Raw genomic sequence first — 22,774 nt, 5'->3', positions numbered from 1 at the left:
GCTCTGGCGAACCAACATCACCGTGAGTTGATCGCCGAGGCCGACAGGAGGCGCCTGCTCTCCAGCGCCCTCCGGGCCCTTCGGGCCTGCCGGGCCCGTCACGCCTCGGCGGTCCGGGCGCGGCCCACCGGTACCCTGGCGTCGTGCGAACCATCCGCGGCGGTGCCAGCCCGGTGATGATCGGGCGGGAGAGCGAGCTACGCCGGCTGGCGCAGCTCGCTTCGGCGCACGAGCCGGCGGTCGCGATCATCGCGGGCGAGCCGGGCATCGGAAAGACCCGGCTGGTGCACGAGCTGCTGGCAACCGTGCCGGCGGAGACCGTGGTGCTGGTCGGGCAGGCGGAGCCCGGCTCGCTGTCCCGGCCGTACGAGGTGCTCCTGGACGCCATCGACGGCCGCCCGGAGGTCGACGAGGAGCAGTTGGCGGTGCTCGCGGACCCGCGGCGCAGCCCGGTCGAGCGCCTCCACACCGGTCTGGCCATCCTGGCGGACCTGATCGGCGACTGCGCCGCGGTCATCGTCTTCGAGGATCTGCACTGGGCCGACTCGGAGAGCGCGGCGCTGTTCGAGCGGATCGCCGACCAGCGCGGGCCGCGGCTGCTCATCGGGACGTACCGGCCGGACGAGGTGACCCGCCGCCAACCGGTGGCCGGCCTGCTGCCCCGGATGGAGCGCCGGCACACCGTCACCCACGTACGGCTGGATCGCCTTACCCCCTCGCAGACCGCGGCGATGCTGGCGGCGGCCACCGGCGCTCCGGCGCCGCTGCGCGCCGTGACGGCGCTGCACCACCGCACCGGCGGCAACCCGTTCTTCCTGGAGGAACTGCTGCGTGCGCTGCCCAGCTCCGATGTGGAGGCGCTGGTCGAGCAGCCGCTGCCGTGGAGCCTCGCCGAGGTGCTCCGTCGCCAGGTCGACGACCTCGACCCGGTCAGCCGCCGCATCGTCGAGGCGGCCACCGTGCTCGGGCACCGTATCCCGTTCGACCTGCTCGCCGATGTGACCGGTGCGAGCGAGGACGAGCTCATCGCCGTGCTGCGCGACCTGGTCACCCGGGGCGTCCTGGTCGAGTCCGGCGAGGACGAGTTCGCGTTCCGGCACGCGCTGGTCCGTGAGGCGATCGCCGACCAGATGCTCGGCCGGCAGCGCCGCCGGCTCCACGAGGCGGCGCTCGACGTACTCCTGAGCGGTGGCGCCTCCGACCCGGCCATGGTGGCGCACCACGCCCGCGGCGCCGGCCGGTACGACGACATGATCGCGGCGGCCCGCCGCGGTACCGAGCTCTACCTCTCCATCGGCTCCGCCTACCAGGCCCTGCAGTTGGCGGAGATGGGCCTCGACGAGGTGCCCGACGACACCGACCTGCTTGCCTCCGCGGCCCGAGCGGCGTGGCTGGCCGGGCTGCTGGACGACGCTCTGCGGTACGGCCGGCGATGGCGTGATCTCGCCACCACCATGACCGACCGGGCCGAGTCGCTGTACCTCCTGGTCCGCATCGCCTGGGAGTCCCGCGAGACCGACGAGATGCGTACCCTGACCCACGACATCGGGACCCTGATCGCGCAGTTGCCGCCGGGCGCCGACCAGGCGCGGGCGATGACCGCGATCGCGCAGTCGGCGTACCTGCGCGATGACCTGGACGCCGCGCTGCACTGGTCCGAGCGCGCGCTGGCGCTGGCAGACGAGTTCGACCTGCCGACCGTACGCCTGGCCGCGCTGATCGAGAAGGGCTCGACGCTCCTGGAGCGCCCTCATACCGCCGCCGACGGCCGCAAGATCCTGTCCACCCTCGTCGACGAGGCCGAGAAGGCGGGCGAGTGGGTGCTGGCCGCCCGTGCCCTCAACGTCCTGATGCACGGCGAGCCACCCACCTCACCGGTCGAGCACGCCGCAACTCTGGAACGGATGCGGGTCGACGCCGAGCGAGCCGGCTTCGAGTCGCTCGCGGTGGCCACGTACTTCCAGGGCCGGGCCCGGCTCGCGGTGCGGGCCGGCAACCTGAGCGCCGCGATCGCTGCGCTGGAGGAGGGGCGCGAGCAGGACCGTAGCTATCAGCGCCGGGGCCGCTGGGCCGACTACCACGGGCAGTTCCTCGCCGGGCTCTACCTGGAGGCCGGCGAGCTGGACCGGGTCGAGCGGCTCATCACCGACCTGGCAGCGCTGCCCGACAACCCGTCGACCACGATTCCCGGCCTCGCGTTCCACCTCGCCTGCCGCCGCGCCGACCTCGCGCGTGCCGAGGAGACGCTGGACGAACTCTTCGCGGCCCTGACCGAGCAGACGTGGCGCAGCGGCGAACAGGCCCACGACCTGATCTCCGCCGCGCTGGACGTCGGCATACCGACGCACAGGCTCGACCAGATGGCCGCAGCGCTGCTCGACGCCGACGTCTGGGACGCCTACCGCACGCTCGTCGACGCCCAGATCGCGGAGGCGCACGGCCGGCACGCCGAGGCGCTGGCGCGGTACCTGTCCATCACTGACGCGCACATTCTCGAGCCGGCGGTTCGCGCTTGCGTACGGATATACGCCGCGCGCTGTCTCCTCGCGGACGACCGGCGGGAGGAGGCCACCGCGCAGGTGGAGGCGGCCGTACCCTTGCTGGCCGATTGGCGTGGATGGCGGGTGACCCAACTCGCCCAGGTCCGCGCCCAGCTTGGCATGGCGCCGGCCGACGCGGCGCCCGCGGTCACCGGTCCGACCGCCCTGACACCCCGCGAGCGGGAAGTGGCAGTGCTGATCAGCGACGGGCTGACCAACACGGAGCTGGCCCGGCGCCTTTACATCTCACCGAAGACCGCCGCCGTTCACGTCTCGAACATCCTGCGGAAGCTGGGCGTCTCGTCGCGGACCGAGGTAGGCGACCGCGTCGGGCGTCCTTGACCGCCGGCGCGGTACTCCCAGGACCGGGCCGTGAGTTCCGGGGCCGCGGGCCGGGCGAGCCGTCCCAGGTCAGGAGGGAGCCGCTGCTTGACACCAGCAAAGGTTAGGCTAGCCTAACCGCCGTGTTCAGTGCTGATGACGTGCCGGTGGGTCTGCGTGGTGACCGCCTGGATCTGGGATACCACGGCAAGCCGGTCGTTCACGACGCGTCGATCACGCTCGCGGCCGGCGCGGTGACCGCGCTCGTCGGTCCGAACGGCAGCGGCAAGTCGACGCTGCTGCGTGCCCTCGCCCGCCTGCATCGCCCGGCCAGCGGCAGTGTGCTGCTCGCCGACGGCACGTCGGCGCTGGCCATGTCGGCCAGGGACTTCGCGCGGCGGGTCACGCTGCTCGCGCAGAGCCGGCCCACCCCGAGCGGGGTCACCGTGCAGGACGTGGTCGGATACGGCCGCCACCCGTACCGCGGCCGGTGGCGGGGCGACGACCCCGACGGACCGCGCGCCGTCGCCTGGGCGATGGACGTCACGGGCGTTGGGCCGATGGCCGGGCGTGCCGTCGATGAGCTGTCCGGCGGTGAGCGGCAACGGGTGTGGCTGGCGACCTGCCTGGCGCAGGACACGCGCGTGCTGCTGCTCGACGAGCCCACCACCTACCTCGACCTGCGCTACCAGGTGGAGATCCTCGACCTCGTGCGAGATCTCGCCGAGGAGCACGGCGTGGCGGTCGGCGTCGTGCTGCACGACCTCAACCAGGCCGCCGCGGTCGCTGACCGGGTCGTGCTGCTGCACGGTGGCGCGGTGCTGGCCAGCGGCGACCCCGTCGAGGTGTTCACTCCGCAGCGGCTGAGCACGGCCTACGGCATCCCTGTCGAGGTGTTCACCGAGCCGGATACCGGCCTGGTGACCACCCGCCCGGTCGGGCGGCACACCCGCCGTCCCTCGACCGTCTTCACCCACCCTTCCACGAATGGCAGCGCACCTTCATGACGAGATTCCGTATCCTTGCCGCCTCCGCTCTGGCGGCGGGCCTGCTCTTGACCGGCTGCGGCACCACCGAGGATCCCGCCGCCGGTAGCAGTGCGGCCGCGGCCGGCGGTGGGCCGGTCACGTTCACCGACAGCCGCGGCAAGGCCGTCACCCTCCCGGCCCCGGCCACCAAGGTCGTCGGGCTGGAGTGGGGTGAGGTCGAGATGCTGGCGACCCTCGGCGTTGCGCCGGTCGGCGTCGCCGACGTCAAGGGCTTCACCACCTGGAACACCGCGGTCAAGCTCGACGCGGGTGTCAAGGACGTCGGCACCCGCGGCGAGCCGAGCGTCGACTCGATCGCCGCCCTCAAGCCCGATCTCGTCGTGATGGGTTCCGACGCCGCCGCGACGCTCGCGCCGCAGCTCGAGAAGTTCGTGCCGGTGCTGGTCACCAAGGGCAGCGACGCCGCCCGCAACCTCACCCGCATGCGGGAGGACTTCACCCTCATCGCGACCGCGGTGGGTAAGACCGACAAGGCGAAGCAGGTGCTCTCCGACTTCGACTCCGCACTCGCCGCGGGCAAGAAGAAGATCGCCGACGCCGGCGCGGCCGGGCGGCACTTCGCGATCGCCGACGGGTGGAAGGAAGGCAGCACCATCTCGATCCGGATGTTCGGACAGGGTGCGCTGGTGTCCCAGGTCGGCATCGCGCTCGGACTGCAGAACGCCTGGGCCGGCAAGGTCGACGGGGTGTGGGGTCTGGGGCAGACCGACGTCGAAGGGCTCAACGCGCTGAAGGACAAGGACGTCCACTTCTTCTACAACGCCTCGGACGGCACCGACGTCTTCGCCGACGGGCTGGGCGCGAACGCCATCTGGAAGGCCCTGCCGTTCGTGCAGAAGAACCAGATGCACAAGATGCCCAACGGCATCTGGACCTTCGGCGGGCCGCTGTCCTGCCAGCAGTACCTCGACCAGCTCGTCAAGGTCTACGCCCCTTGAGCCAGATCGTCGAGGCGCCCCTGGGGCCGGTCACCGCGCCGGCCCCACCCGCGCTGGCCCCACCCGCGCCGGCGCCGGTGCGGGTGGCCCGCGTCCTGGTGCTGACGGTCGTGACGGTCGCCGTCGTGCTGCTGCTCGCGGCCGTGCATCTCACCCAGGGCACCAGCGACATCGGTGCCGCCGAGCTGCTCGGGCTGCTCTTCGGCGGGGGCGACGCCGACACGGCCCGCGTACTGGTGGCGGCCCGCCTGCCCCGGCTGCTCGCCGGGCTGGCGGTCGGGCTCGCGCTCGGCGTTGCCGGCGCCACTCTGCAATCGCTGGCCCGCAACCCGCTCGCGTCACCGGACACCCTCGCCGTGAACGCCGGCGCCCACCTCGCGGTGGTCGCCGCCGCCGCGTTCGGCCTCGCCCTGCCGGTCCTGCCCGCCGGCGGGTTGGCGTTCTGCGGCGGGCTCGCCGCCGCCGGATTCGTGCTGATGTTGTCGGCCGGCGGCACGTCCGGTCCCGCCCGGCTCATCCTCGCCGGCTCCGCGACCGCGTTCGCCCTCAATGCGCTGACCGTGCTGTTCATGCTGTTGTTCCAGCGCGAGACCGTCGGCTTCTACGCCTGGGGCAACGGCACCCTGGTGCAGAGCGATCTGCACGCCGTCGCCCACATGGCGCCGGTCATCGCGCTGGGCGTCGCCGGTTGCCTGGTCATCGGCCGCCGGCTCGACATCCTCGCTCTGGGCGATGACACCGCTACCGTGCTCGGCCTGCACGTGCGCCGTACCCGGATGGCAGGCACCGTGCTGGCCGTGCTGCTGTCCGCCGCCGCGGTGACCATCGCCGGCCCGGTCGGCTTCGTCGGCCTGTGCGCGCCGGTCATCGTGCGCTTGCTTGCCCCGCTCGCGCCCGGCCTGCACCGGCATCGGCTGCTCATGCCGCTCTCCGGCGCGGCCGGCATCATCGTCGTGCTCGGCTCCGACATCCTGCTGCGCCAGTTCCTCGGCGGACAGGCCGGCGTCGACGTACCCACCGGGGTCGTCACGTCGCTGTTCGGTGCGGCCATGCTGGTCTGGCTCGCCCGCCGGCACCGCGACACGGCCCCGAACCCTGCCGCCGGCACCAGCGCCCTGGCCCGGGTACGTTCGGCCGCCGTCGTCCGCGTCGTCGTCGTCACCTGTGTCGCCGGACTCGCCGGCGCTACCCTGCTCGGCGTGCTCGCCGGCGACACCTTGCTGCGCACCGGCGACGTCGCCAACTGGGTGAGTGGACGGGCCGGCCCGGCGGTCACGTACGTGCTCGACCAGCGCTATCCCCGCGTGCTCGCCGCGTTGCTCGCCGGGGCCGCGCTCGCCGTGGCCGGCACCACGGTGCAGGCCGTGTGCCGCAACCCGCTCGCCGAGCCCGGCATCCTCGGCGTCACCGCCGGCGCCGGCGTGGGCGCGGTCGCGCTGCTCACCTACGTCCCCCTCGCCGGGGTGTGGGCCATGTCGGCGGTCGCCGGCCTCGCCGCGCTGCTCACCTTCGCTCTGGTCTACGCGCTGGCGTGGCGCGGTGGGTTGAGTTCCGACCGGCTCATTCTTGTCGGTGTCGGAGTGTTCACCGCGGGCACCGCCGTCATCACGTTCATCATCATCTCCACCGACCCGTGGAACACCGGCAAGGCGCTCACCTGGCTGTCCGGATCCACGTACGGCCGTACCGCGGTCCAGGTGGCCCCGGTTGCGGTGGCGCTGCTGCTCATCACCCCGGTTCTGGCCGGCGTCACCCGGCGGCTGGACCTGCTCGCTCTCGACGACGACACCCCCCGGGTGCTCGGCATCCGGCTGGAACGCACCCGCCTGTTCACCTTGGCCGCCGCCGCGCTGCTCACCTCCACCGCCGTCTCGGCGGTCGGCGTCATCGGCTTCGTCGGGCTGGTCGCACCCCACGCCGCCCGTGCTCTCGTCGGCGGCCGGCACAGTCGGGTCCTGCCCGTCGCGGCGCTGCTGGGTGCCCTGCTGGTCAGTCTCGCCGACACCGTGGGACGCACCGTCATCGCACCCGCCCAGATCCCCGCCGGTCTCGTCGCGGCCATGATCGGCACCCCGTACTTCGTCTGGCTGCTGTGGCGTTCCCGCGTCCGGCCGGCGGGCGGATAGACATCAGACTGAAAGAGGGTCCACAGGTGACGGTCGATACGCCGTACCGCTTCTTCCGCGTCCGGGTCGGCGACCTGCGGCGGCTCAGCCCGTCGTTCCTGCGCGTCACGTTCACCGGCGCCGACCTGGACGCCTTCGCCGACAACGGGCGGGACCAGCGCATCAAGCTGGTCCTTCCGGCGCCGGTCGGCGGCTACGACGACCTACCCGACGGCCCGGACTGGTACCCGCTCTGGCGTGCGCTCCCGCAGCAGCGTCAGGCCCCGTTGCGTACGTACACCGTCAGCGCCGTGCGTCCCGCCCGCCGTGAGGTCGACGTCGAGCTTGTCCTGCATGGCGACGGCGGACCGGCCTCACGCTGGGCCAACCGCGCCCAGCTCGGCGAACCCATGAGGCTGATCGGCCCGGATGCCCGCTTCCCCGGCGACCACGGCGGCGTCACGTTCCACCCACCGCACCACGAGGCGCTGCTGCTGGCCGGTGATGAGACCGCGGTACCCGCCATCGCCTCCATCCTGGCCGGACTACCACCCACCGCCTGCGGCGAGGTGGTCCTCGAAGTGCCGCACACCGATGACGCGCTCGCCCTCGAAGCGCCGGCCGGCATCCGGACCACCTGGCTCGCCCGCGGGGATGCCGCACACGGCACCCTGCTCATCCCCGGCGTCCAGGCAGCGGCCGAACGACTGGCGCCCGCTCCGGCAACGCCCCGCCACGACGCGATCGACGACGTCGACATCGACGCCGGCATCCTCTGGGAGGTGCCGGACGCACCGCCGGCCACGACCGGCATCTACGCATGGCTGGCCGGCGAGGCCGGAGTCATCAAGATCTTGCGGCGGTATCTCGTCGCCGATCGCGGCCTCGATCGCCGAGCCGTCGCATTCATGGGCTACTGGCGGACGGGCCGCGCCGAGCAGACCTGACACGCCGACAACGCGCCCGGGCCGCGGCGAGGTCGTGGCCCGGACTCCAGCCGCTGGTCTACAGGCCGGCCGGCGCAGGCGATGCCTCGGCCGAGCCGACGACACCGCCGGAACCCCGGCCCGGGTCGTCGAGGACGGTGTGCAGGGTGGCGACTGTGGCGATACCGCAGAGCAGGATGACCGGTATGACGACGTGCAAGACGGAGACGGCGCCCTGATGGCGCGGCACTCTGGTGAGCGTGTACGCGGCCAGCACCCCGCTGGTGACGATCAGCAGCACGTACAGGGTCAGACGGAGCGGCGACACCGCGGCCGGTTTTGCCGGCACCTGCCCGGCGGTGTGCGTCATCGACGGGTGCAAGGCCGCGGCGCCCACCAGCGTCAGCGCCGCCGTCCACCCGAGCATCGAGACCGTGGAGTTGCCCGACCCGCCGTCATCCCCGCAGGTGCGACAACAGCAGCTCCGCCCACTCCAGGCGGCCGTTCCCGGCGTCCACCACGTGCAGGAGGTTGCCGAGCAGAGCGGCGCCGACGTGGGCGCTCAAGAACCGCGAAGGTCCCATGGCGTTGCCGGCTCGGGCCGGTAGGCCCGATGGCTACCTTCTCGGCTCGTATCGCATCGCTACTGCCCCCGAGCCGAACTCCAGCCGGCTCACGAGCTTCAGGTCCCGGATCCGCGCTCGTCGAAGCGCCGGATTCGCTGGGCGTGGCGGAGTCGGCGCAGAACCCAACTGGCGACGTTGAGCATCCACAACGTCGGCCAGTAGATGGCGAGCAGGAACATGAGGAAGGCCGCGAGGGCGAAGGCGAGATAGGCCGCATGCGACTCCACGAGCTTGACCATGGCGAGGACACACGCCGCTATCGCCACGAACAAGGCGATCGGCAGGAGCACCGCCATCGCTGTCCGGGCTCGGCCGCCACGCAGGACGAGCCGTTCCAGACCCACGGCGAGGGGCGCGACCGCCAGGGTCGCCACGCACACGGAGCCGGCCACCACCAGAGCGGCTCCGGCATACTCCGAGGCAGAGAAGGCGTCGTCGAGGGCGAAGACCGCGACGATGGGCGCGCTGGCGACAGCCCATGCGGCCATCACGACCAGGATCGTGACCGTGGTGGTGAGCAGGTGGCGGATCAACAGCCAGCGCCCGCTGCGCAGCGCGAAAGCAACCGGGGCGGACACGAATCCTCTTTCTGGATCGACCGGAGGAGTTGCGTACCCGGTCATGGCGTCGCCTGCCAGATCCGCGTCGTCCCGTCTTGGCTGACGGTGGTGATGGTGCGGCCGTCCGGGGCGTACGCAAGGTCGTCGACATCGTCGGTGTGACCCTTGAGTACCTGCAGTGCGGTGCCGGTCTCGACGTCCCAGACCTGCGGAGTGCTGTTCCAGGACTTCTGGCCGCCGGTGTGCCTGACCGCCAGGGTGCGGCTGTCCGGGGCCCAGACAACCTCGGCCACCTGTGTGTAGGCGCCGCCCCACACCAGCAGACCGGTCAGGCCGGGTAGCTCACGGAGCCTTCTGCCGCTCGCCGGATCACACAGCCAGACGCTGTCGACGTCGGTCACCGCCAGGAGGTTCCCGTCCGGGGCGTAGACCGGGTTCACCCCGTATGTGGACCACCGCAGAGAGCCTGTCGTGGGGTCCCAGGCGCGAAGCACGTTGCCGTCGGTGATGACGGTTCGTCCGTCGGGCGTGAACCTGACCGTCCAGTCGAACCATCCCTCGGCCGGAACCAAGGGGTGTATCTGGGCGCCGGTGGCGACGTTCCAGATACCGCCCTGGCGATGCCCTGCCGCGGCGATGGTACGGCCGTCCGGTGCGAAGGCCGCGGCTCGGGCCGCGATGTCGATTCGGTGGCGTTGCGCGCCGGTGGCCACGTCCCAGAGCTGTAGGTGGTCGCCGGTGGCGGCGATGGTACGGCTGTCGGGTGAGTACACGAGGTCGCTGACGCGTAGCGGTAGAAGGTTCTGGAGGTTGGTGACCGGAACCTTGATCACGGTGCGCGATGTGCCGGTCTTCGTATCCCAGATCTGGATCGTCTGCTCGTTGTTCAGCACCGCCGCCAGGGTGCTGCCGTCCGGTGCGAAGTCCACCTCACGAACAGTCGACCGCCGGTCGCTGCTGCCGGCGAACCGCAGGACGTTCCGAACCGTGCCGGTTTCGGCATCCCGCAGTTCTATGCCGCCATCGCCCCAGACAGCCAGGGTGCGCCCGTCGGGTGAGTACGCGGTCGCCATGAACGGCAACACCCGCAGTGTCACGCCGTCGGACAACGCGATGGGATCGCGCCGGCCCAGGGCGTCGTTGACGAGATGACGCGCTTTCGTGAACACGACGGGCGCGAGCGCGATGCTGCCGAGCAGTCCGGCCACCAGCGCGGCCGCCAGGATCGTCCGCCGACCGCGCCTGCGGGTGCGCTGCGGGCCGGGACCGGGGCCGTGGACCGGTCCTCTGGGAGCGCCGAGACGGTGGTCCCCAGGCGGAGGAGGCGGAGAAGGCGGAGAAGGCTGCCAGGGCGAACCCGGATGCGGACCCGACGGAAGCGGCGTGGGCCTCGAATCGCTCATAGTGCGGATAGGGCAGTCATACGCATCGTTCGCCTCCACGAAGCTCGATGAGGAAGCCTCACCTTAGACTTCGTGGACTCGTGTTCCGAGCGCATCGGTCCGTCGGGGCAGGGAACGAACCTCACCCGAACGCCACCCTTACCTCACCCGAACATCACCGGACCGAAGGCCACCGACCTTGCGCCGGCAATCCTCACCCGCCGTATACGCCGACCTCCTTCAGGGAGTACCCCCAGCCGGTGCCGCGCTGCACCCCGTGGACGCGCAGATAGCGGGCCGAGGTCGCGGTGAACCGGGCCGTGTCCAGGCCGCCGTCGCCGGTCGTCGTGGACCACACGGTCTGCCAGGTGCGATCGTCGGTGGAGACCTCGATACGGTACGCCTTGCCGTAGGCGTGCTCCCAGTCCAGGGTGACGCTGCGGACGACGCGGGCCGACCCGAGGTCGATCCGTAACCACTGGTCGTCGCTCCACCCGCTTGCCCAGCGGGTCGCCGGGTCGCCGTCGACGGCCCGGCCGGGCGCGTAGCTGGTGAACGGATTCCACTCCGTGGAGCTGGCCGACGCGGCCGCGTTCCCGGCCAGGTTGACCCCGGGAGCGTGGCGCTCCGACCCGGACCAGGTGCGCAGGTACGACTCCGCGCCCAGCAGCAGGTCGTCCACCACCTCCTGCCCGCCCAACAGCCGGATCTGTTCCACCCAGTCGGGAACCAGGCCGTAGTGGGCGGCGCCGTCGGTGTTGAGGTCCCAGGTGCGTTCGCCGGTGGTCGCCCGGTCGAGGACGGCGCTGCCGTCAGCGCTGCGGAAGGGGTACCGGACCGGGTTCGGCGCGTCCGCACCGCGGGGCGCCGGCCAGCCACCCAGACCGTTCATGTCGGTGCCGAAGCCGTAGCCGACCCCGTACCGGTCACGCAGCGCCTTGGTGCGCGCTGCCTCGGCGATGAATCCCTCGGCGCCGCTCATGTACTGGGCGACGAAGCCGCCGAGCCGGTAGACCCGCTCCGTCCAGCCCAGATCCATCCAGCCGTGCGACGAGATCACCCCGGGATACGACGCGGACTCGAGAACGTCCAGGGTCCGGCCCGCGGCCTTGACGCTCATGTGGTCGATCTCGACCATCATCTTGCGCTTCATCATGCCGCGCAGGGCGTGCTCGCCGAGCGTGGTGAGGCCGCGGACGTTGCACTGTGCGTCCGTACTGCTGCCGATCGGGTTGTCGTGCTGGGGTCCCGGGCAGTTCTCCGTCGTCCAGGAGGTGCCGGTGGACAGGAACTGGCCGGAGTTGATCGCGATGCCGGTGCTGCCCGAGTCGAACCGGACTCCGCACAGTGCGTTGTCGAACTTGTGGCACAGGAACATGCTGCGCACGCCTAGCTCGTACAGTTCGTCGAGGCCGCGGTCGATGTCGTCGCTGTCGCACTGCGGCACGTCGAGGATCTGCTTGCAGCCGAACGGCTCGGACGTCTCGACTCCCAGGACGACGGCGAGTTTGCCCTGCCGGATGACGTCGCGGGCCTGGCCGGTGTCGGTGACGATACGAAACCAGCCCTTGCCCGGGCCGCCGTACATCCGATCGATGTAGTCCTGCATCTCGTAGGTCTTGCGGGCCTGCAGGCGGATGGAGGTCATCTCGTCACAGCTTCGATCTTTGAAGAAGTAGACCGAGCAGATCACGCCGTTGGTGACGAGGTCGTTGACCAGCACCCGTTGACCGCCGCGCCAGGCTCGCTCGATCCAGGCGTAGTAGTTCTGCTGGTGGGTCAGCGAGTCGTGGGCCGGCCAGTCCCGGAACGTCGGCCAGCCGTCGGGGTCGTGCCGGCCGTCACCGCCGTTCATGATGTAGTCGAAGATGGCCAACGAGCCGTCGGGGTAGTGTTCGGGGCAGTCTTTGAGCGCGTCGGCGATGCCCGCCTCGGAGAACGGCTTGCCGCAGAGCAGCCGGCCGCCGAAGGCCTCGTTGGACATCAGGTGGTCGTGCGCGTCGACGAGGCCACGGACCCTGCCCTGCGAGTCGGTTCCCTTGAAGGGCTCGCCCGTGACGTTGACCTGGGAGTCCGGCGCCGGCCGACCGGTCGGGACCCACCAGCCGGACTCGGCCGCCGAACCGGGTGCCGCGCTGAGCAGCAGGGCCGTCACCGTGAGGACGGCAGACAGCACGGCGATCCGCCCGTGGGTGCGCACCGGGCATGCCAGCAGGGAGCGGAACGGGTGAGTCCCGCGGTGCCGCGACGTGGCGGTGCGCATCAGACGACCGTCGTCGAACCGGGCGCCGCGCCGACCGCCGGACCGGCGGCCGCAATCGGCACGCTTAACCCCAGGACCGTGAAAGACATGCCATCCTCCCATTCGGGTGCCGGATCGCTGTGGACAGCCGGGGCGGTCGCCGGCGTGGCCGACTCGCTCCGCTGTCCATGGCCGGAGCGCCCGGGACGCGTACGCGGGTCACGGTTCTGACTCGCACACGCCGGATCGGAAAGTGGCATGGGTGTGTTCTGTCGAGCCCGGTGCGCCCGCCTTTGACGGTCGGGCGCGATGCACACGGCTATAGCAACACATCGATCAATGTCCCGGCAACACTTGTCACGAAGGTTTCTCATCTTCGCCGGCCGGCGTGGGATCGGCGCAGCCTGCCCGGTCGCGGCGACGTCTTCGCGGGCACCGCTGACGTGCGCAGCCTCCGGTAGATTCGATCATGGAAACTGCGCATCCTGCCTGAGGCCGGTCAGCCGCCGGCCATGGCGCCGACGACCAGGAAAGGTTCCGCGCCGGCCAAGACCGGGTCGGGTAACGGCGCGTCCGGCGACTCGTTCGACAGATCTTCCTCGCAGGCGTAGAACCGGATGAACGCTCGGCGGTGCCCGGTCGTGCGGTCCCTCATCGTGCCGCGCAGCATCGGATATCGAGCCTCCAGCGCGTCCAGCACCCGGCGCTGCGTGACCGGCTCCGTCACCTCCAGCCGCACCTCGCTGCCCACCCGGGCGAGATTCTTCAGATGCGCGGGGAGCACGACACGGATCACGGCAGCACCTGGACTTCCACCGACAACACCGGCGGTAGGTCCCGCACAAGCGTGGCCCAGGTGTCCCCGCCGTCCGCCGAGCCGTACACCTGCCCGCCGCTCGTTCCGAAATAGATGCCGCCCGGGTCGAGCGTGTCGACCGCCATCGCGTCGCGAAGCACGTTGACGTAGCAGTCGGCCTGGGGGAGGCCCGTGGTCAACGGCTCCCAGTCGTCGCCGCCGGTGCGGCTGCGGTACACCCGCAACTTCCCGTCCGCCACGTAGTGCTCGGAATCGCTCTTGATCGGGACGACGTAGACGGTTTCCGGCTCGTGTGCGTGCACCGCGATGGGGAACCCGAAGTCGGTCGGAAGGTTACCGCTCACCTCGCGCCACGACGCTCCCGCGTCATCGCTGCGCATGACGTCCCAGTGCTTCTGCATGAACAGCACCTCGGGCCTGGAGGGGTGCATGGCGATGCGGTGCACGCAGTGCCCCACCTCGGCGTCCTGGTCGGGGATCTGCTCGGAACGCAGGCCGCGGTTGATCGGCAGCCAGGTCGTGCCTCCGTCGTCGGATCGGAACGCCCCGGCGGCCGAGATGGCGACGAAGATCCGCTCGCTGTTCGCCGGATCCAGGATGATCGTGTGCAGGCACATTCCCCCCGCACCCGGCTGCCAGCGCGGCGCGGACGGGTGGGTCCGCAGGCCCGACAGCTCCTCCCAGTGGTGACCGCCGTCGGTCGAGCGGAAGAGCGCGGCATCCTCGGCGCCCGCGTAGACCGTGTCCGGGTCGTCGCGCGCCGGCTCGAGGTGCCAGATCCGTTTGAACTCCCACGGGCGCGGCGTTCCGTCGTACCACAGGTGGTCGCCGACGGGACCGGCGTAGGCGAAGTCGTTGCCGACCGGCTCCCATGACCTGCCGCCGTCGTCCGAACGCTGGATGACCTGCCCGAACCAGCCGGACGACTGGGATGCGTACAGCCGGTCCGGGTGGGCCGGGGAGCCGTTGAGGTGGTAGATCTCCCAGCCCCCGAAATGGGGTTGGCTCACCTGCCAGTCCTGCCTCTTGCCATCCGCGGTGAGGATGAAGGCGCCTTTGCGTGTGCCCACCAGTATCCGTACCCCGGTCATGTCCCACCTCGATCCCGGCTCGGCAGCCGCCGAGTCCGTCGACGTTGTGCTCCTGGACATCCTCCGCCGGCCCTCCGACACTTTCCGGGCATCGCGGAATGTCAAGCCAACGGTCGACTCGTACGCCGGTGAGCGCAAGGGCCACTGCCGGAATCCCCCCGATCCCTTCGCCTCCTGACGGCGTAGTCCGAGGACCTGGGTCGGGGCGCGGTGGTTTCGTGTTCGGCTCGTGCGCGGGCGCGAGGCCTCTCCGCCAGGGCGGCGGCGGTGCGGTTCAGGGCGAGCCGAGCAGTTCTGATCTCATCCCGGACTGCGCGAGCCGGTTCCCTTGGCCCGGTACATCGCCCCGTCGGCGGCGCGCAGCAACGCCTCGGCGTCGTAGCCCACCTCGTCGGTGACCGCCACACCGAAGCTGGAGCCGGCCAGCAGCCGCGTGCCGCCGAGTTCGAAGGGCGGGGTGAGTACCTCCTCCAAGCGCCGCGCCACGGCCCGCGCTTCCTCCGGTCCGGGCAACTGCTCGCAGAGCACGACGAACTCGTCACCACCCAGCCGGGCCAGCAGATCGGGGACACGGATCGCCCCGGCCAGCCGCTGCGCCACGCCGACCAGAAGGGCGTCGCCGACATCGTGGCCGTACGTGTCGTTGACCGCCTTGAACTTGTCCAGGTCGGCGAAGATCACGCCGACCGAGCCGCCGGTGCGCTGCGCGTCGGCGACCGCCTGCTCGAGCCGCTCCATGAAGAGTGCGCGGTTCGCCAGCCGCGTCAGCGGGTCTCGCTGCGCCTGATCACTGACGCGCTCGAACAGCAGCGCCTTGGATATGACGAGCGCCGCGAGGTCCGCGAGGTGACGCAGCAGGGCGTCGGGTTCGCTGTCGACCGGTGGAGCACCGCGCACCATCAGCAGCCCCAGCTCCTTGCCGCCGGCGCCGAGTCGCAGCACCCGCGCCCCCGGAACCGGGGTCGCCGGATCGAGGCCGGCCGGCGGAGCATCGCCGGCCGCCGCGGCCAGTTCGACCGTCGTGCCGCGCTGCAGATAGATGGCGGCGCCGTCGACCGGCACCTCGGCCGTGACGATCCGCGCGATCGCACGGACCACCTCGGTCAGGTCGAGCATGCCCACCAGCTTCGCGGTCAGCTCGTGGAGACGATGCAGCCGCTGCAACTGCGCGCGAGTGCGGCGTTGCAGCCGCCCGTTGTCCACGGCGAGTGCCACCCGCGTGGCGACAGCCCTCAACTCGAGCGTGTCGGCGCTGTCGAACGGCGCTTCGGTGCGGCGTACCAGAAGCATGTATCCCAGAGTCTCGTCGCCGGTGGCGAGCCGTGCCCAGACGACGTGCCGCGGGTCATAGGGGGTCAGCCATGGTGGTACCGGTACGCGGTCGGCCGAGCCTGACACCAGCGGCTCGGCCCCGGTGGCGGACTCCACGCCGTCCGGAAGCTCGGCGGTGTCGGCCGTGAGATCGTGCGCCGGGACACCCCAGGAGCCGGCCAGCTCGGCGCGGCCGTCGCCGACCAGCCAGAAGAGCGCGATGTCGGCGGCGAACAGCTCGGCCACCTCGCCGGCGGCCCGCGCGAAGATGTCGTCCACATCGGTGAGCTGCCCGAGCACGCTCACCACCTGGGCGAGGCGGGTGGCCCTGGAGAGCGCACGTGCCGAGGTGGTCTGCGACGCGGTGATCTGGGCGCGCAGTTGTCGCACCTCCTCGCGCAGCCGATCTAGTTCATCGCTGTCGTCCCGAAGGGCGGACCCCGAGAACGTGTCGGTCATCAGAACGCCAGGACCGCGACGGTGGCATTGTGGAATCCGCTCGATCCGGTCACTCGCGCGAACTCCCCGTACGTGAAGAAGCCGCCGGCCGGCGCCCCGGCCAGTGCCGACGAGACGGCCTTCGCCTCCGTGTCCACCCGGTCGCCGAACAGGGCCGTACGTGCGGTGCAGCTGAACACCAGCGCACCGCGGGGCGGGCCGGCGAGCTGTCCGACGGCCGCGGCCGTCGCCCGTCCGGCGGCGTCGATGAGCTCCTCGAAGTCGCTCTCCATGATCTGCACGACCGAGTAGTCGCTGACGTACCCGAACATCACCAGGCCGCCCTCGGGAGTGCAGTCGAGGATGTGCCGGACGTCGAAGCGGCCGGACGCGTTCGGCAACCCCAGCGGGCGGTCCATGACGAGCCCGGCGAAGGCCATTCCGGCATGGTCGCGGGGATCGCAACCGCGCATCTCCAGATATGCCTCGCGGGCCGGTCGCCCGTCGATCTCGTGGATCACGTTGCCCTCGGCCCGGGTGACGATCATGCTCTCACCGGTCGGCCGCCAGCCGTGCTCGGTCGCCACACCCAGCGGGGACGGCGAGTTGAACCAGACGGCGACCACGCCGTTGTGCAGGACTCGTCCCTCGGCAAGCTGATAGGTCTGTTCCATCCGCAGCGGCTCGGCGGCCGCACCGCCGATGATCGGCACCATGGCGCCGGCGACCGCGTACGCGCCGCGCAGAACCTCGCGCTGGTCACCGGCAAGGCCGTCGGAGAGCACCATCAGGACCGAATGCGGGTGCCGCGTGCCCGCCCGAGCCCGGGCCGCCTCGGTGGCGCGGCGGGAGGCGCCGGCGATATCGGCGCCCAGCGGTTCCTCGGCCGCGACGCCGATCGAGGCGCCGTGCGCGGGGATGTAGACGGCGACGCAACCCGCCTCCACGTGCTCGGCGGTGGTGAACGAGGCGTACGACGAACAACCCACGAGCGTCGCCTCTCCCGCGGCCGCCTCGGCGGCGGAGAGCACGGCGTACGGGTCCTGGTCGAAGGTGGGGAAGACGACCACGAGGTCACCGGCGGCCGGCACTCGGCCGGCGAGTGCCTCTGTCACGGCCTCGGCCGCGGCCGAGGCCGCGTCGCCGGCACGACTCTGTCCCGTCCCGAGGGGGGACACCCCGGCACCGATTACGCTCATTCCAGGCTCCGTCGCGACGGTAGGTCGTTCTTCCCGTACCCATCGGCAGGCCGGCGGCCGGGCTGAGGGGCTCCGCGCCTGCCGCCTACGACGTCGCTGGTGAGGTCGAGGGAGCCGCGCCGGACCAGCGCCGATACCGCGCGGCGTGGGACGCGGGAGGCGCCCCGGCACCCGTCGCCTCAGTACGGCTGATCTTGATGTGCCGGACTGTCGCTAGCATCGTCGGCATGGCAACGCGACTTGTTCAAATCAACATGAAGGCTCGGGACGACTCCGCGCTGGGTGGTTTCTGGGCGGAGGCGCTCGGCTGGAGCGTTTCCAGCGAAGCACCCGGCGTGACCAACCTCGAACCCGAGGGCTTCGTCTACCCCGACCCCGTCGCGGTCTGCCTCGACCTCATCGCCTCCCCGGAACCCAAGACGGTGAAGAACCGCGTGCACGTCGACCTCGCCACCACCTCGGCGGCCCATCAGGCGGAGACGGTCGCGCGCCTGAAGGATCTCGGCGCAACACCCGCCGACGTAGGCCAGGGCGACGTCCCATGGACGGTCATGGCCGACCCAGAGGGCAACGAGTTCTGCGTGCTGGACTCGCTCTACCAAGACACCGGACCGATCGCCACGGTAGTGGTCGACTGCGCGGACCCGCGAACCATGGCCCGCTTCTGGGGCAAGGCCATGGACTGGACCCTGCACAAGGTGACCGATCACCACGCGGTACTCCGCTCGGCCAAGGGCGTCGGCCCATATCTGCAGTTCCTCCGCACACCCGACGTGAAGACCGTGTGGAACCGTGTCCACCTCGACATCCGCCCATACCCAGGCGACGACCTGGAGGCCGAGGCGGCCAGACTGCAGACTCTCGGCGCCGCCGCCATCGATCTGGGGCAGAGCGATGTTCCGTGGACCGTCCTCGCCGACCCGGAAGGCAACGAGTTCTGCCTCCTCGCTTCAGGCTGATCCCCACCGTCCTTCTCCGCTCACCACGGCCACGAGCCCGGATTCTCGACGCACCCCAGCGGCATCGCCTACGGGTGACCCGGCACGTCCGGATCTGGCCACGGGCGTCCTGATCGGAGATTCCGCGGCAGGGCGCGAGGTCGGCCATCGCAGGCCGCCAGAACTCCCGTTCGCCGTACGTGGTCATCCGCGTATCGCCTGCCGCGTGAAGCCGAGCAGGTCGGCGGAGCGAACGCATCGCGTGCGACCTCGCGCTCAGCCCGCCCGGAAGGTGGCGCCGCGAAGTACACAGGTGCCACCCGCATCTCGAATAGCGTTGCAGTATCAAGACCGGTAATTGAGGTTGCCATATTCCCAGTACGCTCGCAGCGCCGCGATCTTGCCGTTGTGGTCGCTCCGATAGGTGAAAACACCGCACACCTGGACGGAGTGTCCTCCCGGTAAGGTGAGGTGGATGCTGCCGACATCGGCGACCTCGTCGCCGCACAGGTAGGACCGCTCGATCTCGAAGCGCATCCCATCGACCCGCCCGATCACGTTGTCGTAGAAGGTGGCGATGGCTGCGGAACCGCGATGTCCGCGACCGTCCGGGCTGAGCGGAGACGGACCGATCGGGTCCTCCACGACCGCGTCGGCCGCGAACAACCCGAGCCAGCCGTCGCGATCTTTGGCCCCGGCCGCCGCCTGAGATCGACGCGCCAAGTCGCGGACTGTCAACACCCCCGACGCCATCGCATGCCTCCCATGCCGAACACTAGAACACGTTCCACCAGCGGGCAATCGCGCCTGCCGGGCATCGCGGTCGAGGTCCCGACCGCCCGGCGTCACCGTATGCGGAGGTTTGCTCCGAGCTGCCGGCGGCTCGACGGGTCACCACGATCGCTGCTGAGTACGCACCCGAGCTTCCCCAGTGCGCTGACACGCCGAACGGAGCGCACTCGATGCTACCGAGTTGCGGGCATCCGCGAATGAGTCCGATCGGCATTGCAGGGTCGGCCGTCGGGCGCAGTATCAGCTACTTCGCGACTCGCGCGAAATGCTGTAAGAGCAATGCGGTCACCTGCTCGGGCGTTTCCTCGGGCAGCCAGTGGGAGGCGCCGCCAAGTACCTCGAACCGATAGGGACCATCGACGTAACGCCCGCACAGTTCGGCCGCGGCTCGGCAGATGAAGCGGTCGCCGTCGCTCCACAGAAAGAGTGTCGGCACGTCGATCCGATCGGGCCGGTCCCGCAGACCGAACGGCAATGCCCGGTACCAGTTGAGCGGCCCACGCATGGCGGCGCGGTCGGCCGCCCGGGAGGCGTAGCGGCCTGCGTTGGCCGGGTCCAGTCCCGTACGGATCAGGGCCGCGCGCATGGCGCGGCCACCCCGTCGTGACAGCGCCAGTTCGGGCAGTCCCGGTACTTGAAAGGCGAGCATGTACCAGGAGCGGACTGCTTGACTGCTGCCGGCCAGGGCTCGCAGGAACGCCTCCGGATGGGGCACCGACAGAGCGCCCAACGAGATCACTCGGCGGGGGTGGCGCCCGGCCAGATACCAGGCCAAGGCTGCGCCCCAGTCATGGCCGACCACGTGGAACCGCTCCGCGCCGGCCGCGTCGGCCAGGGCCAGCACGTCTCCTGCGAGCCGGGAGAGTGTGTACGCGCGGCGCGAGGTCGGCCTGGCGCCAGCGGAATAGCCCCGCAGGTCGGGAGCCAGCACCCGGTAGCCGGCCCCGGTCAATGCCGGAGTCACCGCGTCCCAGCAATGGCGGTCCTCGGGGAAGCCGTGCAGCAGCACGCAGGCCCGCCCTGTCCTGCCGCCGTCGGCCGCGGGGGTGTCGGTGACGTCGAAGCGGTAACCGTCGTTGGTGAAGCGCTCCATCCCGGCATCATCATGGATGTTCGTCCATATGACTACCGACCGGTGGGGACTTCGGTCGCACCTGGCCGGGCATGGGTCGCAGATCCGGTAGCCCTCGCTGTTCGCTCCGGGCCGATAGCAATGCGCGTTTGCGCGGGTGCACCACCTGCGGCAGCAGGGCGGGGGGAACGCGCTTCACGGGGGTTTCACACTCGACCCGCTTGAGTGTGGACCGCGGAAGATCGACAACGATGCATGATCTTGCCGCGAAAGGGTCCACCACCTCTGGAAGGTCACCTGCATGCCGACCACCAAACGTCTCCTGACAGCCACACTCTGCGGCGCGCTCCTCGCTGCATCGGCGGCTCCTCCCGCCTTCGCAGCTCCCATCGAGCCGCCGGCGACCACCGCCATGGCGCAGGCTCCGGACAAGACCAGCGCCGTCGAGAAGAAGCGCGTCGACAGCGTGAAGACTCCGAAACTCGGCTGGTACCCCTGCTACGGGCACGGTGAGTGCGCCACCGTCAAGCTTCCCCTCGACTACGACAAGCCCAACGGCGCCACCACCGAGATCGCCGTACTGAGGGTCAAGGCCAAGAACCAGCGGGCCAAGATCGGTAGCCTGTTCGTGAACCCGGGCGGGCCGGGTGGCTCGGGCACTCAGATCGCGTTGGCCGCGCCGCAGTTCCTGAGCGAATCGGTGCTGGAACGTTTCGACATCGTCGGAGTCGACCCCCGCGGCATCGCCAGCAGCCAGAACGTGCGGTGCTTCGCCTCGGTCGGGGACCAGACCAAGGCATACGCCGGTCTCAACGTGGCTTTTCCCTACGGTAAGGCCGAGGAGGTCGCCTACGTCAAGTCGGCCAAGGCCATGGGGCGCGGCTGCTCCACCACCGGCAAGCCGCTGTCCGGTGCGATGTCCACCGCCGAGGTGGCCCGCGACATGGACGTGTTGCGCCGTGCGGTCGGCGACAGGAAACTGACCTTCCTGGGCTTCAGCTACGGCAGCGCCCTCGGGCAGTACTACGCCAACATGTTTCCCGACCGGGTACGAGCAATCACCGTGGACGGTGTCATCAACCCCGTCAACTGGACCGGTGCCGCCAAGACCCGCAACGTCACACTCGACGACCGGCTCCGGTCGGCCGACGGCGCCTACAAGGCGCTGATCGAGATCCTCAAGCGCTGCGACACCGCCGGCGAAACGCATTGCACCTTCGCCGCCGGCGACCCGGTGAAGAACTTCGCGACTCTCACCGAGAAACTGAAGGCCAAGCCGGCCGCCATCACTGACGAACTGGGCACCTCCACGATCACCTACGCCGACTTCATCGGTGGACTGCTCGGCTTGCTGTACAGCCCGTTCGCGGGCGAGGAGGTCATTGGCCTGACGACGTTGGTGTGGGACGCCGTCAACCCCGATGGCAGCGTCACCGCCGCCCGGCAGGCCGCTGCCCGGTCGACCCTGGCCAAGCGAATCGCCGACGCTCGCCGAGCCGCACCGGCCCGCGACTTCCCGTACGACAACGGCCTCGAGACCTTCGCCGGCGTCGCTTGCACCGACGGCCTGCACCCCAAGGACGCCGCATCATGGCCGGCACTGACCGCAAAGTCCGACAAGCGAGCCCCGTACTTCGGTCGCGCCTGGGCCTGGAGCACCGCCGCCTGCGCGGCGAACACATGGACGGTACGTGACGAGGACGCCTACCGAGGCCCCTTCACCAAGCGGACCGCCGCGCCGGTACTCGTCGTCGGCAACTACTGGGACCCGGCCACCAACTACATCGAGGCCGTCGAGTCCGCCAAGCTGCTGCCCAACAGCCGCCTGCTGTCCAGCACCAACTGGGGACACACCGCATACGGGACCTCCAAGTGCGCCACCGATGCCATCGACACCTACCTGCTGACCGGGACCCTGCCCGCCGTGGGCACCGTCTGCGAAGGTGACATCCAGCCGTTCACCGAGCCTCTCGCCGGCGACCAGCCCGACGAGCCGACCGCCCGCAAGGCCGACCGGGCAGACGAATCGAAGGCTGAAATCGCCACCGACGCGCCCCCGACCAGCGATGAGGCCAAGCAACTGCCTCCCGTCACGGTGCGGGTACCCGCATCCACCCTCAACGGCACCCGCTGATCAACGATCCCCGTAGCACGAAGGCGTCCCGCCCACTCCACACGGATGGGCGGGGCGCACCTTCAGTGGGCCTCCGACAGGGACGCGACGAGGAAGGCGCCGTCGTCCAAGCACGAGGCGCTCCAGAATGAGCCAACGGTGTGGTCATCGCGGTCGACGGCGCCTCTCCACGATGAGCCGCGGCCTCGGAGACTCTGAAGGTTCGCGTGGCCCGGGCGGCAGGCCGTCGCGGTGTGGAGGGGGCGGACCTCGCCCGCGCAGGCGATGTACCGCTGGCAGAGGCACTGCGAAGC

At 70.5% G+C, this 22,774-nt stretch carries 17 protein-coding genes; 7 read left to right on the top strand and 10 right to left on the bottom strand.

Annotated elements, in window-relative coordinates:
- Positions 1 to 143 precede the first annotated feature (143 nt).
- From EDD30_RS06120 to EDD30_RS06100, 5 genes are all read left to right on the top strand, one after another.
- Complete coding sequence (locus EDD30_RS06120) at positions 144 to 2,882, top strand: ATP-binding protein (protein ID WP_244945139.1); 2,739 nt, start codon at positions 144 to 146, stop codon at positions 2,880 to 2,882.
- A 122-nt stretch (positions 2,883 to 3,004) separates the two neighbouring features.
- A complete protein-coding gene (locus EDD30_RS06115) occupies positions 3,005 to 3,868 on the top strand; it encodes an ABC transporter ATP-binding protein (RefSeq protein WP_211277648.1) in 864 nt (287 codons plus the stop codon).
- Positions 3,865 to 4,848, top strand: a complete 984-nt coding sequence (locus tag EDD30_RS06110) for an ABC transporter substrate-binding protein (protein WP_071802855.1) — start codon at positions 3,865 to 3,867, stop codon at positions 4,846 to 4,848. The genes EDD30_RS06115 and EDD30_RS06110 overlap by 4 nt, the downstream gene beginning before the upstream one ends.
- Positions 4,845 to 6,974 carry an iron ABC transporter permease gene (locus EDD30_RS06105; protein WP_084556055.1) on the top strand — a complete coding sequence of 710 codons (2,130 nt, stop codon included), beginning with the start codon at positions 4,845 to 4,847 and terminating at the stop codon, positions 6,972 to 6,974. The genes EDD30_RS06110 and EDD30_RS06105 overlap by 4 nt, the downstream gene beginning before the upstream one ends.
- A 26-nt stretch (positions 6,975 to 7,000) precedes the next feature.
- Positions 7,001 to 7,900, top strand: a complete 900-nt coding sequence (locus EDD30_RS06100) for a siderophore-interacting protein (protein WP_071802985.1) — start codon at positions 7,001 to 7,003, stop codon at positions 7,898 to 7,900.
- 58 nt (positions 7,901 to 7,958) lie between these two features.
- On the opposite strand, the gene EDD30_RS06095 is transcribed toward EDD30_RS06100, so the two are convergent.
- From EDD30_RS06095 to EDD30_RS06055, 8 genes are all read right to left on the bottom strand, one after another.
- Positions 7,959 to 8,306, bottom strand: coding sequence for a hypothetical protein (locus EDD30_RS06095; protein WP_071802854.1), 348 nt, complete (start codon positions 8,304 to 8,306; stop codon positions 7,959 to 7,961).
- Positions 8,307 to 8,561: 255 nt separating this feature from the next.
- Positions 8,562 to 9,083, bottom strand: coding sequence for a hypothetical protein (locus EDD30_RS06085; protein WP_071802853.1), 522 nt, complete (start codon positions 9,081 to 9,083; stop codon positions 8,562 to 8,564).
- A gap of 41 nt (positions 9,084 to 9,124) precedes the next feature.
- A complete protein-coding gene (locus EDD30_RS06080; protein ID WP_071802852.1) occupies positions 9,125 to 10,273 on the bottom strand; it encodes a WD40 repeat domain-containing protein in 1,149 nt (382 codons plus the stop codon).
- Between the two features lie 388 nt (positions 10,274 to 10,661).
- Positions 10,662 to 12,710, bottom strand: coding sequence for a galactose-binding domain-containing protein (locus tag EDD30_RS06075; RefSeq protein ID WP_211277647.1), 2,049 nt, complete (start codon positions 12,708 to 12,710; stop codon positions 10,662 to 10,664).
- A gap of 478 nt (positions 12,711 to 13,188) precedes the next feature.
- Positions 13,189 to 13,485: a MoaD/ThiS family protein gene (locus EDD30_RS06070; RefSeq protein ID WP_071802851.1), complete on the bottom strand. Its 297-nt coding sequence runs from the start codon at positions 13,483 to 13,485 to the stop codon at positions 13,189 to 13,191.
- On the bottom strand, positions 13,482 to 14,576 hold the full coding sequence (locus tag EDD30_RS06065) for a WD40/YVTN/BNR-like repeat-containing protein (RefSeq protein ID WP_244945138.1): 1,095 nt from the start codon (positions 14,574 to 14,576) through the stop codon (positions 13,482 to 13,484). Before EDD30_RS06065 ends, EDD30_RS06070 begins: the two co-directional genes overlap by 4 nt.
- A gap of 321 nt (positions 14,577 to 14,897) precedes the next feature.
- Positions 14,898 to 16,367 (bottom strand): GGDEF domain-containing protein, encoded by a 1,470-nt coding sequence (locus tag EDD30_RS06060; RefSeq protein WP_071802849.1) that lies wholly within the window; start codon positions 16,365 to 16,367, stop codon positions 14,898 to 14,900.
- Positions 16,367 to 17,545, bottom strand: coding sequence for an FIST signal transduction protein (locus EDD30_RS06055; RefSeq protein ID WP_071802848.1), 1,179 nt, complete (start codon positions 17,543 to 17,545; stop codon positions 16,367 to 16,369). Before EDD30_RS06055 ends, EDD30_RS06060 begins: the two co-directional genes overlap by 1 nt.
- 227 nt (positions 17,546 to 17,772) lie before the next feature.
- On the opposite strand from EDD30_RS06055, the gene EDD30_RS06050 reads away from it, so the two are divergent.
- A complete protein-coding gene (locus tag EDD30_RS06050) occupies positions 17,773 to 18,504 on the top strand; it encodes a VOC family protein (RefSeq protein WP_071802847.1) in 732 nt (243 codons plus the stop codon).
- A 324-nt stretch (positions 18,505 to 18,828) separates the two neighbouring features.
- Here the strand turns inward: EDD30_RS06050 and EDD30_RS06045 are convergent, their stop codons facing one another.
- Positions 18,829 to 19,236 (bottom strand): nuclear transport factor 2 family protein, encoded by a 408-nt coding sequence (locus EDD30_RS06045; protein ID WP_071802846.1) that lies wholly within the window; start codon positions 19,234 to 19,236, stop codon positions 18,829 to 18,831.
- Between the two features lie 283 nt (positions 19,237 to 19,519).
- Positions 19,520 to 20,368: an alpha/beta fold hydrolase gene (locus EDD30_RS06040; RefSeq protein WP_071802845.1), complete on the bottom strand. Its 849-nt coding sequence runs from the start codon at positions 20,366 to 20,368 to the stop codon at positions 19,520 to 19,522.
- Positions 20,369 to 20,648: 280 nt separating this feature from the next.
- Between EDD30_RS06040 and EDD30_RS06035 the strand changes: the two genes are divergently transcribed.
- Positions 20,649 to 22,481: an alpha/beta hydrolase gene (locus EDD30_RS06035; protein ID WP_071802844.1), complete on the top strand. Its 1,833-nt coding sequence runs from the start codon at positions 20,649 to 20,651 to the stop codon at positions 22,479 to 22,481.
- Positions 22,482 to 22,774: the final 293 nt, after the last annotated feature.

It is taken from the genome of Couchioplanes caeruleus, assembly GCF_003751945.1.
In the GTDB taxonomy this organism is placed as follows: domain Bacteria; phylum Actinomycetota; class Actinomycetes; order Mycobacteriales; family Micromonosporaceae; genus Actinoplanes; species Actinoplanes caeruleus.
The sequence above is the reverse complement of the archived record's forward strand: the minus strand, read 5'-3'. Positions and strand labels throughout refer to the sequence as shown.

Bases quoted from the DNA above. Each gene is read 5' to 3' on its own strand.
- EDD30_RS06110 (WP_071802855.1), top strand. From the start codon at position 3,865: ATGACGAGATTCCGTATCCTTGCCGCCTCCGCTCTGGCGGCGGGCCTG.
- EDD30_RS06095 (WP_071802854.1), bottom strand. From the start codon at position 8,306: ATGCTCGGGTGGACGGCGGCGCTGACGCTGGTGGGCGCCGCGGCCTTG.
- EDD30_RS06075 (WP_211277647.1), bottom strand. From the start codon at position 12,710: ATGCGCACCGCCACGTCGCGGCACCGCGGGACTCACCCGTTCCGCTCC.
- EDD30_RS06060 (WP_071802849.1), bottom strand. From the start codon at position 16,367: ATGACCGACACGTTCTCGGGGTCCGCCCTTCGGGACGACAGCGATGAA.
- EDD30_RS06055 (WP_071802848.1), bottom strand. From the start codon at position 17,545: ATGAGCGTAATCGGTGCCGGGGTGTCCCCCCTCGGGACGGGACAGAGT.
- EDD30_RS06050 (WP_071802847.1), top strand. From the start codon at position 17,773: ATGGCAACGCGACTTGTTCAAATCAACATGAAGGCTCGGGACGACTCC.
- EDD30_RS06045 (WP_071802846.1), bottom strand. From the start codon at position 19,236: ATGGCGTCGGGGGTGTTGACAGTCCGCGACTTGGCGCGTCGATCTCAG.
- EDD30_RS06040 (WP_071802845.1), bottom strand. From the start codon at position 20,368: ATGGAGCGCTTCACCAACGACGGTTACCGCTTCGACGTCACCGACACC.
- EDD30_RS06035 (WP_071802844.1), top strand. From the start codon at position 20,649: ATGCCGACCACCAAACGTCTCCTGACAGCCACACTCTGCGGCGCGCTC.